The following is a 12658-nucleotide window of genomic DNA, read 5'->3' on the forward strand; positions in this document are numbered from 1 at the left end:
ATGGCCGCGCAGGACGGCAAGCCGCGCGCGCCGCTGCCGGTGCGCGACGGCGTCGCGCCCAGCTATTTGTGGCTGCCGGAAGGCGAATGGAGCGACATGCTGGGCTTCCTGGTGGAGCGCTATCCGGCCGTCAGCGAGGCGGCCTGGCGCGAGCGCATGGCGCGCGGCGAGGTGGTCGATGGCGAAGGCAATCCGCTGCGGCCGTCCAGCCGCTACCGGCGCGGCATGCGCATCTTCTACTACCGTGAGCTGGAACAGGCTGAAACGCCCATCCCCTTCGAAGAAGAAATTCTGCACCGCGACGAACACCTGGTGGTGGTCGACAAGCCGCACTTCCTGCCCGTGATCCCGACCGGCCGCTTCCTGCATGAGACCCTGCTGGTGCGCCTGAAAAAGAAGCTGGGCCTGGAAGACCTCACGCCCATCCACCGCCTGGACCGCGAGACGGCCGGCGTGGTGATCTTCTCCTGCAATGCCCAGTCGCGCGGGGCCTACCAGTCCATGTTCCAGAAGCGGGTGATCGACAAGGAATACGAAGCGCTGGCGCCGCGCCTGCACGGGCGCGAATTTCCGTTCCACTACCGCAGCCGCATGGTGGATGGCGACAAGTTCTTCCTCATGAAGGAGGAGCCGGGCGAACCGAATTCGGAAACGCTGATCGACGTGATCGAGCACCGGGAGGATTGCACGCTGTACCGCCTGTACCCGCACACGGGGCGCAAGCACCAGCTGCGCGTGCACTTGGCGGCGCTAGGCATCCCGATCCTGAACGATGCCTTCTATCCGGTCGCCCTGCCATGCAAGCAGGACGACGTGTCGCAGCCATTGAAGCTGCTGGCGCGCGCCATCTCCTTCCTGGACCCGCTGACCGGCGAGTGGCGCCAGTTCTGCAGCAAGCGTAGTCTTTAGACGTCGACGTACTCGATGGTCAGCGGCGCGTGGTCGGAGAAGCGCTCGTCCTTGTAGATGGCGACGCTTCTTGCCTGCTTGGCGATGCCGGGCGTGGCGACGTGGTAATCGATGCGCCAGCCCACGTTCTTGGCCCAGGCTTGTCCGCGGTTGCTCCACCAGGTGTACTGTTCCTCGCGGGTGTCGATGGTGCGGTGCACGTCGACGAAGCCCACTTCCTCGAAGATGCGGGTCATCCACTCGCGTTCCTCGGGCAGGAAGCCGGAATTCTTCTTGTTGCCCTTCCAGTTCTTCAGGTCGATTTCCTTGTGGGCGATGTTCCAGTCGCCGCAGATGACGATCTCGCGGCCCTCGGCCTTCAGTGCCAGCAGGTGGGGCAGGAACAGGTCCATGAAGCGGAACTTGGCTTCCTGGCGTTCCGGTCCCGAGGAGCCGGATGGGCAGTACACCGAGATCACCGACAGGTTGCCGAAGTCGCAGCGCACGTAGCGGCCCTCGGCGTCGAATTCCGGGCTGCCGAAGCCGATCAGCACGCGGTCCGGTTCGATCTTGCTGTACACGCCGGTGCCCGAATAGCCCTTTTTCTCCGCATAGTGGAAGTGGCCGTGATAGCCGCCCGGGTTGAGGAATTCCGGCGTCATGTCGGGCGACTGCGCCTTCAGTTCCTGCACGCAGACGAAATCGGCGTCCTGTTTGGCCATCCATTCGAAGAAGCCTTTCTTGGCGGCGGAGCGGATGCCATTCAGGTTGGCGGAGATAATTTTGGGCATGGGATCAAGGGCGGAAAGTCGAAACGGGCCATAGTGTAGCCTGTTTTGGCCGGCCCCGGTGGCGGGGTAAAATACCGCCCACTGACATAAAAAAGGGGCACCATGAGCAATCTACGACAGGAATTCATCGCTTTCGCGGTCAACGCGGGCGTGCTGCGCTTCGGCGAATTCACTACCAAGGCCGGCCGCCAGTCGCCGTACTTCTTCAATGCCGGCCTGTTCCACGATGGCGCCACCCTGGCCCAGGTCGCGCAGTTCTACGCCCAGACCCTGCTCGATTCCGGCGTCGAATTCGACATGCTGTTCGGTCCCGCCTACAAGGGCATCACGCTGGCCTCGGCCACCGCCGTGGCGCTGGCCGGCAAGGGCCGCAATACCTCGTTTGCCTTCAACCGCAAGGAAGCCAAGGACCACGGCGAGGGCGGCACCATCGTCGGCGCCAAGCTGCAGGGCAAGGTGGTCATCATAGACGACGTGATCTCGGCCGGCACCTCGGTGCGCGAGTCGGTGGCCATGATACGCGCCGCCGGCGCCGAGCCGTGCGCGGTGCTGATCGCGCTGGACCGCATGGAGCGCGGCGGCAAGGATGGCGTGCTGTCGGCCCTGTCGGCGGTGCAGGAAGTCAGCCAGACCTACGGCATTCCGGTGATCTCGATCGGCAACCTGAATGACCTGTTTGCCTACCTGGACAGCGCCGCCGGCGACCCGCAGCTGCAGCAGTACAAGGACGCCGTGGCGGCCTATCGCGCGCAATACGGCGTGGCCTGAGCACGATAGACTTTCGAGTTTCTTTGGTGTAACCTTTTGACAGAGACGTGCGGCCGGCGTTCCGGCCTCCTCGCAGCGGCGCAAGACCGAGTAACCAGAGGTTTACCATGAATATCGCAACCCTGAAAGTCAACGGCGATTCCGAAGGCCTGGCGGATATCCGCGACGGCCTGCCCACCGAACCGGACAGCACCTGGGAAAAGGGCGACGTGCGCCCCGACGGCCGGGTGCGCATCGATTCCGGCTTCTACGTGTCGATAGGTACCGACAAGGATCCGGACGTGCTGCTGCGCATGATACGTTCGTACCTGGCCGAGAGCCAGGCGCGCGGCATCCATTTCGAGCGCGCCGACGTGGCTGCCGAATTGCGCGTGGCCTTCACCACCAATGCCGACGGCCCCACGCCCAGCCTGGATTTCTCGCTGGCAGACCTGACCCTGCTGGTGGAAATGGGGATTTCTTTGAGTATTACATCTTGATTATTACTTCTTGATTTTGCTCAATCCTCATTATTTTGCGCTAAGCTAACGGTTTTTGCCAAAAGCATAACCGGAGTTGCCATGCGCTTTGATGAAGACCGTGTAGCAAGCCTAAACTGCGGCCCACAGGCCGAGCGTCAAATCCACATCTGGGAGCCGCCCGCTCCGCGCGCCGTCATCCTGGCGCTGCATGGCGGCATGGCCCACGGCGGCGACTACTGCACCCCGGCCCTGTACTTCCGCCAGCACGGCATTGCCACGGTCAGCTACGACCTGTGCGGGCACCAGGGCCAGCGCCGGGCCGATATCCCCAGCTTCCACGTGTTCCTGGACGAAAGCGTGCGCTTCCTGGAATGGACCAAGCGCGCCTACCCGGGCCTGCCCATCTTCGTCATGGGGCACTCCATGGGGGCACTGATCGCCACCCACCTGGGGCTGGGGCATTTTTCCTCGCATGCCTGCATCAAGGGCTTCATCTTTTCCTCGCCCTACTATGTGAACGCGATCAAGGTGTCGCCGCTGCTGCTGTCGCTGTCCGGCGTGCTGGGAGCGCTGGCCCCGCGCATGAAGGTGCCGATGGCGTCCTTCACGCACCAGCTGACGCACGACGCCGCCATCACGCAGCGCCACCTGAACGATGAGCGAGACGGCATACGCGCCAGCGAGATCACGGTCCGCTTCGGCAATGCGCTGACCCATGCGCAGCAGGGGCTGGCGGCGCGCCTGCCGGGATGGAAGCATCCCCTGTTTGCCGTGCTGGCCGGCGAAGACAGGCTGGCCGACAGCAACGCGGCCGAGCTGATGCTGCGCACCATACGCCCCAAGCTGCTGACCCTGCAGCGCCACGCGCAGAACTACCACGAGAATTTTAACGAGCTCAACCGGGAACAGATTTTTGCCGACATCCTGGCCTGGATGGAGCCGCGGATACAGGGCTGATGTCGCGGCGCGCGGTGATAATGTAGCCGCGCTTGATCTCGACGCCGAACAGCACGGCGTTGTTGACCTCGACCATGCCGTGCGCCACGTTATAGGTAGAGCAGACGGCGTCCAGGCCGGGATTGCCGGTCTCGATGATGACGATGCCCGACAAGCGGACGATTTCGTCCTTGGTGATGAGCTTGTTCATTTCGGCCGCGATGACACGCATGGCTGCCAACCTGTCATCTTGCAGCCAGTCGGCCGAGGCGAGTAGGTTCCAACGATTCGATCCAGCCTCGGCCCATAGCAGCGCAAACAAAGAGAAAGGCTTGCCGCTGTCGGATAGCCGCTGTTCCACCGTCCTCAATTTTTCGGCGATGTCTTTCATAACCTGGAAATCACGACCGATGCCGACCTCAGCATACGGTGCGCCTGATGCGCTGTGGTGTTGCCGCCTTGTTGATACCGAACTTCTGGATTCCATAGTGATACCTCGGACCATTCAGAAAAGTGGGTGTTCTTGATAAAGGCCTCGCGCCCCGTAAGTTGTAGAAGGACCTCCAGATCATGGACTTTGAAAGAACGAAAATGTTCAAACTCTTTGTTCGTGGAGGGGTAACCCGGCCACCTCAAGGTTCTGCATATCCTGGCTTTCAAGGCAAGTTCCACAGCGTAGCCGCAAAGATAGTATGCGCCATCGTAGCGCCTTGTCTCATACAAGATGCGGGCATCCTGCCATCTGGCGCTGGAAAGTTGGCGTAGCGTCTTGGTCGTCAGCATGATGGGCCTGTCCGGTGATGGGAACAGGTTGCCGCAGCAGGAAGGCCCCGCTTTGATCCTGCGCAGAAGCGCTTTCGGGGAATCGCCCTTCAGTCGGGCTTCCAGACGTATTGCAGCATCAGCCAGGCCTTGACGGGTTTGCCGTCCTTCAGGCCGGGATTGAAATGGCACTTGAGCATGGCGATACGGGCGGCCTCGTCCAGGGCCTCGTGACCACTGGAGCGCAGCACCCTGGAATCGACCACCGCGCCATCGACATCGATCAGCAGCTTGAGGGTGACGACGCCGCTATCCCCCGCTGCCAGCGACGCGGCCGGCCATTCCGGCCTGGCGCAGGCGGGCTGTCCCGCGACCGGATCGTAGGCCGGCTTGCCGCCAGCCGCCTGAGCCATGGCGCCGCTGGCAATGCTAAAGCCAGCAAGCCACAACACCAGTCCGGCAAGTTTGCGAGGTGGCATGGTGCTCTCCTGAATTGAGGGAAAACCTATGGCGAGGGCTGTCATGCTTTACCCTGCTCCAGCGTTCAGGGACGGCTGGCCGTGTGCTGTGCTTGTTGCGGCTGCCCCTCTTCGCTGCCTGGCGCACGGATGGCGCTGTTCAGATCCTCCACGATATCGTTCAGCGAAGACTCGTCATAGCCGCGATAAACACTCAGAATTCGTCCGTCGCGGCCGATGATCAGCAAGTGCGGTATGCCGTTCACGCCATACGCATCATGGCTTTTCTTGCCCGGATCGTAGGCCAGTTTCAACGTGTAGTTCTTCAGTACACGCGAGGCATCGCGGAATGTCTCGCGGTCCTCGGTGTTGATGGCGACCACCTGCACCTTGTTCGCGCCTGCCAGTTTCTGTATGCCTTCCAGCACCGGCAGCTCCTTCAGGCAGTAGGGGCACCAGGTGGCCCAGAACGATATCACCACCACCTTGCCCCGGTAGGCGCTGACGGCGAGGGGATCGCCAGCCAGGGTCTTGCCGACGTAGTCGGGCGCGAGGTCGCCGGACGCCGGCGGCGCGCCGTAAGCCGGCGGCACAGGGAAGGCAAGCAGCAGGAGCAGGGGAAGCAAGCGTTGCGGCAGTCGTGGCGTCATGGCGTTTCGAGGTGGCGGCGTTTGAACCTGCAGCTTATCAGCTTGCGTCAGGTCGAAAAGACGCACATTGTCACAGTCCATCAGCCACAAGAAAAAAGGACGCCGCAGCGTCCTTTTCCCGTTGCTGGCCCCGCTTAACCCGCCAGCTTGGCTTTCAGCAGCTCGGTCAGCTGGGCCGGGTTGGCCTTGCCGCGCGAGGCTTTCATGGCCTGGCCGATCAGGGCGTTGATCGCGGCTTCCTTGCCGGCGCGGTACTGCTCGACCGACTTGGCGTTATTGGCGATGACTTCGTTGACGATGGCTTCCAGCGCGCCGCTGTCGGAAATCTGCTTCAGGCCCTTGGCTTCGATGACGCTGTCGGCCAGGTTCTCGTCGTCCGACTTGGCTTCCCACATGCCGGCGAACACTTCCTTGCCGGCCTTGTTGGAGATGGTGCCATCGGCGATGCGTTGCAGCAGCTTGGCCAGCTGGGCCGGCGACACCGGCGAATCGGCAATGTCCACGCCTTCGCGGTTCAGGGTCGAGGACACATCGCCCATCAGCCAGTTGGCGGCTGCCTTGGCGTTGTCCTGGCCGGCCTTGGCCACCACCGCCACGAAATAACTCGCCATGTCCTTGGACTGGGTCAGCACCAGGGCGTCATACTCGGGCAGCTTGTATTCGCTGATGAAGCGCGCGCGCATAGCGGCCGGCAGCTCGGGCATGGAGGCCTTCACCTGTTCGATCCAGGCGTCGGAGATGACCAGTGGCGGCAGGTCGGGATCGGGGAAGTAGCGGTAATCCTGCGCGTCTTCCTTGCTGCGCATTTCGCGCGTTTCCTTGCGGTCCGGATCGTACAAACGGGTGGCTTGCACCACCTTCCCGCCATCCTCGATCAGCTCGATCTGGCGCCGCACTTCCACGTGCACGGCTTCCTCGATGAAGCGGAACGAGTTCAGGTTCTTGATCTCGCAGCGGGTGCCGTATTCCTTCTGGCCCTTGGGGCGCACCGAGACGTTGACGTCGCAGCGGAACGAGCCTTCCTGCATGTTACCGTCGCACACGCCCAGCCACATCACCAGGGAGTGCAGGGCCTTGCAATAGGCCACCGCCTCGGCGGCGCTGCGGATTTCCGGTTCGGAGACGATTTCCAGCAGCGGCGTGCCGGCGCGGTTCAGGTCGATGCCCGACATGCCGGCGTAGTCTTCGTGCAGCGACTTGCCGGCGTCTTCCTCCAGGTGGGCGCGGGTCAGGTTGACGGTCTTGGTGACGAATTCGCCATCCTTCTCGTAGCCGAAGGTCAGCGCGCCGCCCTGGACCACGGGGTCTTCGAACTGGCTGATCTGGTAACCCTTGGGCAGGTCGGGATAGAAGTAGTTCTTGCGGGCGAACACCGAGACCGGCGCGATTTTCGCATCCACGGCCAGGCCGAAGCGGATGGCGCGGTCCACGGCCTGCTTGTTCAGCACCGGCAGCACGCCGGGCAGGGCCAGGTCCACCGGGCTGGCCTGGGTGTTGGGTTCGGCGCCGAACCTGGTCGGCGAGCCGCTGAAGATTTTGGAGTCGGTCGTGAGCTGCACGTGGTTCTCAAGACCGATGACGACTTCCCATTCCATACATTTCTCGCTGTGTGTGGCCCGTGGGCCGTATTCGTTTGTTGACCCGTCGCTCCCGCGCAGGCGGGAGCCCATGCTCAGCATGGATTCCCGCCTGCGCGGGAATGACGTCCTTAAATGCCTGCCGGGGCGCGGGTGTGCCAGTCGGTTGCCAGCTGGTACTGGTGCGCCACGTTCAGCAGCCTGGCCTCGCCGAAGTGCTTGCCGATGATCTGCAGGCCGACCGGGCGGCCCTGGTTACCGAAGCCGGCCGGGATCGACATCCCGGGCAAGCCGGCCAGGCTGGTCGACAGGGTGTAGATGTCGGCCAGGTAGGCGGCCACCGGATCGTCCGACTTCTCGCCCAGGTTCCAGGCCACGGTCGGGGCCACCGGGCCCATGATCACGTCGCACACAGCGTCCGGACCGTTCAGCACCTTCTCGAAGTCCTGTGCGATCAGGCGGCGTATCTTTTGCGCCTTGAGGTAGTAGGCGTCGTAGTAGCCGTGGCACAGCACATAGGTGCCAACCATGATGCGGCGCTGGACTTCGGGACCGAAGCCCTGGGCGCGGGTTTTCTTGTACATGTCCTGCAAGTCCTTGTAGCCCTCGGCGCGGTGGCCGTAGCGCACACCGTCGAAGCGCGACAGGTTGGACGAGGCCTCGGCCGGGGCGATCATGTAGTAGGCCGGGATGGACAGCGCGGTGTTGGGCAGCGAGATATCGACCAGGGTGGCGCCCAGCTCGACGTACTTGGCCAGTGCGGCGCGCACGGCGTCTTCCACGTCTTTCGACAAGCCCTCGCCGAAGTATTCCTTGGGCACGCCGATGCGCAGGCCGGTGAGCGGCTGGCCCAGCTCGCGGGTAAAGTCTTCCTCGACGCCGCCCAGTTCGGGTGACAGGCTGGTGGAATCGCGCTCGTCGAAGCCGGCCATGGCATTGAGCAGCAGGGCGCAGTCTTCGGCGGTCTGCGCCATCGGGCCGCCCTGGTCCAGCGAGGAGGCGAAGGCGATCATGCCGAAGCGCGACACGCGGCCATAGGTGGGCTTGATGCCGGTGATGCCGCAGAAGGCGGACGGCTGGCGTATCGAGCCGCCGGTGTCGGTGCCGGTCACGCCCGGCGCCAGGCGCGCGGCCACGGCGGCGGCCGAGCCGCCCGAGGAGCCGCCCGGCACGGCATTTTTGTCCCACGGGTTTTTCACCGGGCCGAAGGCCGAGTTCTCGTTGGCCGAGCCCATGGCGAATTCGTCGCAATTGAGCTTGCCCAGGGTGACCATGCCGGCCGCCTGGAATTTCTCGACCACGGTGGCGTCGAAGGGGCTGATGTAGTTGGCCAGCATTTTCGAGCCGGCCGTCGAGCGCCAGCCCTTGGTGACGAAGATGTCCTTGTGGGCGATGGGCACCCCGGTCAGCGGGGTGGCGGTACCGGCCGCGATGCGGGCGTCGGCCTCGGCGGCCTGGGCCAGGGTCAGGGCGCGGTCCACGTGCAGGAAGGCGTTCAGGTCGCTCTTTTCGATGCGGTCCAGGTAGATCGTGGCCAGTTCGGTGGCGGAAATCGCCTTGCTTTGCAGCAGGGCGGATAATTCTTTGATCGTTTTAGTGTGCATGACAGTTCAGTTTATTCGTTCGGCGGCAGCTACGTCGTCATTCCCGCGCAGGCGGTGGTCCGCCACTGCGGAATCCATGCTGAGCGTGGCGGCCAGCTCAGCATGGGCTCCCGCATGTGCGGGAGCGACGGCCTTACTCGATCACTTTCGGCACCAGGTACAGGCCATCCTGGGTCTTGGGCGCCACTTCCTGGTAGGCGTCGCGGCGGTTGGGTTCGGTGGCCGCGTCCTCGCGCAGGCGCAGGGCGATGTTATTCATGTGCGCCGCCAGCGGATGGCTGAGCGGGGCGACGCCGTCGGTATCGACCGCCTGCATCTGCTCGGCCAGCGCAAAAATGCCGTTCAGCTGGTCCAGGGCGGTGCCGGATTTCTCGTCGCTCATTTCCAGCTGGGCCAGGTGGGCGATGCGTTTTACGTCGGATAAGGTCAGGGACATGGCGTATGGCGCGGCGCTGCCGCGCGGGTTTGGTTGTTATATTGATAAATACTTGAACAGGCTGCCAATTCCTGCCAAAAGCTTCCGAATGCCGCTTAAATTGCGGGCTGAAGCAATGCACTTTTGGCGGGATATAGGGCAAATAGCATTCAAATTATAAGGTAGAATGGCGGGTTGATGCGTTGCTGGCGCGGAATCATCGCCGCCACCGCGTCGGGGATACTCAGCGCGGCGCCCATGGGCGACGTGCCTACGGAGATTGTTTTCAACGGTTACGCGCCGCGCACAGGGCGCCACAGGATACTCATGTTTGGTTTTTTACGCAGGTATATTTCTTCCGATCTGGCCATCGACTTGGGCACGGCCAACACCCTGATTTATGTACGCGGCCAGGGCATCGTCCTGGACGAACCCTCGGTTGTCGCGATCCGCCAGGAAGGCGGCCCGAACGGCAAAAAGACCATCCAGGCCGTCGGTAAGGAGGCCAAGCAAATGCTGGGCAAGGTGCCCGGCAATATCGAAGCGATCCGCCCCATGAAGGATGGCGTGATTGCCGACTTCACCGTCACCGAGCAGATGCTCAAGCAGTTCATCCGCATGGTGCACGACTCCAAGTTCTTCCGTCCCTCGCCGCGCATCATCATTTGCGTGCCGTGCGGCTCGACCCAGGTCGAGCGCCGCGCCATCCGCGAATCGGCGCTGGGCGCCGGCGCCTCGCAGGTGTACCTGATCGAGGAGCCGATGGCGGCCGCCATCGGCGCCGGCCTGCCGGTCTCGGACGCCACCGGCTCCATGGTGGTGGACATCGGCGGCGGCACCACCGAGGTGGGCATCATCTCGCTGGGCGGCATGGTGTACAAGGGTTCGGTGCGCGTGGGCGGCGACAAGTTCGATGAAGCCATCGTCAACTATATCCGCCGCAACTACGGCATGCTGATCGGCGAACAGACCGCCGAAGCGATCAAGAAGGCCATCGGTTCAGCCTTCCCCGGTTCCGAGGTCAAGGAAATGGAAGTCAAGGGCCGCAACCTGTCCGAGGGCATCCCGCGCTCCTTCACCATCTCGTCCAACGAGATCCTGGAAGCGCTGACCGACCCGCTCAACAACATCGTCTCGGCCGTCAAGAACGCGCTGGAACAGACCCCGCCCGAACTGGGCGCCGACATCGCCGAAAAGGGCATGATGCTGACCGGCGGCGGCGCCCTGCTGCGCGACCTGGACCGCCTGCTGATGGAGGAAACCGGGCTGCCGGTGCTGGTGGCGGAAGATCCGCTCACCTGCGTGGTGCGCGGCTCCGGGATGGCGCTGGAGCGGATGGATCAACTGGGCTCGATCTTCTCCTACGAATGATCTGACCAGACGGGGCCGCCAACAGCGGCCCCGCTGCGTTAGGCAAGACCATACCGTTCGTTGGCGCGCGAGCGCCGGATTTTTGGGAAGTCATGGAATACAGTCCTCCGCCACTGTTCAAGCAAGGCGCCTCGGCCCGGGTCAAGATGGTGGTGTTCGCGTGCATATCAGTTGCGCTGCTGCTGGCCGACTCGCGCGTGCGCGCGCTGGCGGTGGTGCGCACGGTGGTCGGCACCGTGCTCAATCCGCTGCAGCGCGCGGCCCTGCTGCCGCGCGACGCCATCTACGGCGTGGGCGATTATTTTTCCTCGCAGGCGGCGCTGGAAAAACAGGTGCGCGAACTGCGCCAGCAGCAGATCGCCAGCGCCCAGCTGCTGCAGCAGGCCCAGCTCCAGGCCATGGAGAATAAGCAGCTGCGCAAGCTGATGGATGCGCGCGAGCAGGTTCCGGTCAAGTCCATGCTGGCCGAGGTGCTGTACGACGCGCGCGACGTCAACAGCCGCAAGATCATCCTCGACCGCGGCACGCAGCAGGGCGTGGCCCTGGGCTTGCCGGTGATCGACAACCAGGGCGTGGTGGGCCAGGTCACGCGGGTGTTCCCGTTCACCTCGGAAGTCACGCTGCTGACCGACAAGGAGCAGGCCATCCCGGTGCAGCTGCTGCGCAATGGCTTGCGCAGCGTGGCCTATGGACGCGGCAAGTCGGGCCAGCTGGAGCTGCGCTTCATGGCGCCCAATGCCGATATCCAGATCGGCGACATCGTGGTCACCTCGGGCCTGGATGGGGTCTATCCTGCCGGCCTGGCGGTGGCGCGCGTGACCCAGGTGGAGAACGGCGCCGGCGGCAGGTTTGGCGGCGTACTGTGCCAGCCGCTGGCCGGCATTGGCAACCACACCCAACTGCTGATACTGACCTCGACGCCGGAGCTGCCGCCGCGACCTCCCGAGGACGACAGCAAACCGCTCAAGAAGAACAACCGCATGGCGCCCATCAAGGAGCCGCCGAAGGAGGGCGCCGATGCTGCCGCCGGCGCCGCGCCTGCCGCTGGCGCCGCCCCGGCCAACGGCGGCGCCGTCCCGGCCAATGGCGGCGCCGTCCCGGCCAATGGCGGCGCCGTCCCGGCCGCCGCCGGGCCGGGCCTGATGCCGGTTCAGCCCAAGCCGGCCGCAGCCACTGCCGCACAGCCCGCGCCGCATGAAGCCAACGGCGCCACTCCGTCCGCCGCGAACCCTGCCAACGCCGCCCCTGGCGGCGCCGGCGCCGCAGCGGCCAAGCCCGCCGCCGCTACGGCTGCGCCCGGTGTTGCCACCGGCGCCGCCCACCCGTCCGTCGCCGGCGCGCCTGGCGTTACCGGCGCCGCTGTGGCCAAGCCGGCCGCCGGCACGCCAGCAACCAAACCCGCCACGCCGCCGGCCGCCCAGGCGCCGGCGGCCGCACCGTCCAAGGAGCCGGCACGATGAATCGTCCGCACTACATCCTCCTGCCGGTCAGCCCGCTGTTCATCGCGTTCAGCCTGTTCTGCGCCTTCCTGCTCAACCTGCTGCCCTGGGGCCAGTTCATTGGCGCGCCCGACTTCGTCGCGCTGCTGCTGGTGTTCTGGGGCATACACCAGCCGCGCAAGGTCGGCATCGGCACCGCCTTCTTCCTCGGCCTGCTGATGGACGTGCACGATTCCACCCTGCTGGGCGAGAACGCGCTGGCCTACACCATCCTCTCCTATTTCGCCATCATGCTGCACCGGCGCGTGCTGTGGTTCCCCGTCTGGACCCAGGCCATGCACGTGTTCCCGTTGCTGCTGCTGGCGCAGTCGGTGCAACTGATCGTGCGCTGGATCGTGTCCAGCCGCTTCCCCGGCTGGTTCTACTTCATCGAAAGCGCGGTGGCCACCGTGCTGTGGCCGACCGTCACCTGGCTGCTGCTGGCGCCGCAGCGGCGCGCCGTGGACCGCGACCACACGCGCCCGATCTGACCTGAAGT

At 64.3% G+C, this 12658-nt stretch carries 15 protein-coding genes; 7 read left to right on the forward strand and 8 right to left on the reverse strand.

Annotated elements, in window-relative coordinates:
- Window positions 1-909 carry a pseudouridine synthase gene (locus ACLB1G_RS11220; RefSeq protein WP_491627292.1) on the forward strand — a complete coding sequence of 303 codons (909 nt, stop codon included), beginning with the start codon at window positions 1-3 and terminating at the stop codon, window positions 907-909.
- Here ACLB1G_RS11220 and ACLB1G_RS11225 read toward each other — a convergent pair.
- Complete coding sequence (locus tag ACLB1G_RS11225; protein WP_491627293.1) at window positions 906-1679, reverse strand: exodeoxyribonuclease III; 774 nt, start codon at window positions 1677-1679, stop codon at window positions 906-908. The genes ACLB1G_RS11220 and ACLB1G_RS11225 overlap by 4 nt on opposite strands.
- Window positions 1680-1781: 102 nt before the next feature.
- Here ACLB1G_RS11225 and pyrE point away from each other — a divergent pair, with 102 nt between their 5' ends.
- From pyrE to ACLB1G_RS11240, 3 genes are all read left to right on the forward strand, one after another.
- Window positions 1782-2447 (forward strand): orotate phosphoribosyltransferase, encoded by a 666-nt coding sequence (gene pyrE, locus ACLB1G_RS11230; RefSeq protein WP_491627294.1) that lies wholly within the window; start codon window positions 1782-1784, stop codon window positions 2445-2447.
- A 107-nt stretch (window positions 2448-2554) separates the two neighbouring features.
- Window positions 2555-2926: a DUF4279 domain-containing protein gene (locus tag ACLB1G_RS11235; protein ID WP_491627295.1), complete on the forward strand. Its 372-nt coding sequence runs from the start codon at window positions 2555-2557 to the stop codon at window positions 2924-2926.
- 81 nt (window positions 2927-3007) lie between these two features.
- A complete protein-coding gene (locus ACLB1G_RS11240; RefSeq protein ID WP_491627296.1) occupies window positions 3008-3865 on the forward strand; it encodes an alpha/beta fold hydrolase in 858 nt (285 codons plus the stop codon).
- On the opposite strand, the gene ACLB1G_RS11245 is transcribed toward ACLB1G_RS11240, so the two are convergent.
- The 7 genes from ACLB1G_RS11245 to gatC form a co-directional block, all read right to left on the reverse strand.
- Window positions 3804-4235, reverse strand: a complete 432-nt coding sequence (locus tag ACLB1G_RS11245) for a hypothetical protein (RefSeq protein WP_491627297.1) — start codon at window positions 4233-4235, stop codon at window positions 3804-3806. The genes ACLB1G_RS11240 and ACLB1G_RS11245 overlap by 62 nt on opposite strands.
- Window positions 4232-4627 carry a HEPN domain-containing protein gene (locus tag ACLB1G_RS11250; RefSeq protein WP_491627298.1) on the reverse strand — a complete coding sequence of 132 codons (396 nt, stop codon included), beginning with the start codon at window positions 4625-4627 and terminating at the stop codon, window positions 4232-4234. Before ACLB1G_RS11250 ends, ACLB1G_RS11245 begins: the two co-directional genes overlap by 4 nt.
- Before the next feature lie 89 nt (window positions 4628-4716).
- Window positions 4717-5085 (reverse strand): energy transducer TonB, encoded by a 369-nt coding sequence (locus ACLB1G_RS11255; protein ID WP_491627299.1) that lies wholly within the window; start codon window positions 5083-5085, stop codon window positions 4717-4719.
- 65 nt (window positions 5086-5150) lie between these two features.
- Window positions 5151-5714, reverse strand: coding sequence for a TlpA family protein disulfide reductase (locus ACLB1G_RS11260; protein WP_491627300.1), 564 nt, complete (start codon window positions 5712-5714; stop codon window positions 5151-5153).
- A 134-nt stretch (window positions 5715-5848) separates the two neighbouring features.
- Window positions 5849-7309, reverse strand: coding sequence for an Asp-tRNA(Asn)/Glu-tRNA(Gln) amidotransferase subunit GatB (gene gatB, locus ACLB1G_RS11265; RefSeq protein WP_491627301.1), 1461 nt, complete (start codon window positions 7307-7309; stop codon window positions 5849-5851).
- A 113-nt stretch (window positions 7310-7422) separates the two neighbouring features.
- Window positions 7423-8895, reverse strand: a complete 1473-nt coding sequence (gene gatA / locus ACLB1G_RS11270; RefSeq protein WP_491627302.1) for an Asp-tRNA(Asn)/Glu-tRNA(Gln) amidotransferase subunit GatA — start codon at window positions 8893-8895, stop codon at window positions 7423-7425.
- A 133-nt stretch (window positions 8896-9028) separates the two neighbouring features.
- The gene (gene gatC, locus ACLB1G_RS11275) at window positions 9029-9331 is read right to left on the reverse strand and encodes an Asp-tRNA(Asn)/Glu-tRNA(Gln) amidotransferase subunit GatC (protein ID WP_491627303.1); all 303 of its coding nucleotides are present in this window, start codon (window positions 9329-9331) and stop codon (window positions 9029-9031) included.
- Between the two features lie 306 nt (window positions 9332-9637).
- Between gatC and ACLB1G_RS11280 the strand changes: the two genes are divergently transcribed.
- The 3 genes from ACLB1G_RS11280 to mreD all read left to right on the forward strand — a co-directional run bounded on the left by ACLB1G_RS11280 (window position 9638) and on the right by mreD (window position 12650).
- Window positions 9638-10681, forward strand: coding sequence for a rod shape-determining protein (locus tag ACLB1G_RS11280; RefSeq protein ID WP_072789105.1), 1044 nt, complete (start codon window positions 9638-9640; stop codon window positions 10679-10681).
- 92 nt (window positions 10682-10773) lie between these two features.
- Window positions 10774-12141, forward strand: a complete 1368-nt coding sequence (gene mreC, locus ACLB1G_RS11285; protein WP_491627304.1) for a rod shape-determining protein MreC — start codon at window positions 10774-10776, stop codon at window positions 12139-12141.
- Window positions 12138-12650 (forward strand): rod shape-determining protein MreD, encoded by a 513-nt coding sequence (mreD, locus tag ACLB1G_RS11290; RefSeq protein ID WP_491627305.1) that lies wholly within the window; start codon window positions 12138-12140, stop codon window positions 12648-12650. The genes mreC and mreD overlap by 4 nt, the downstream gene beginning before the upstream one ends.
- Window positions 12651-12658 lie beyond the last annotated feature (8 nt).

It is taken from the genome of Duganella kummerowiae (assembly GCF_053572355.1).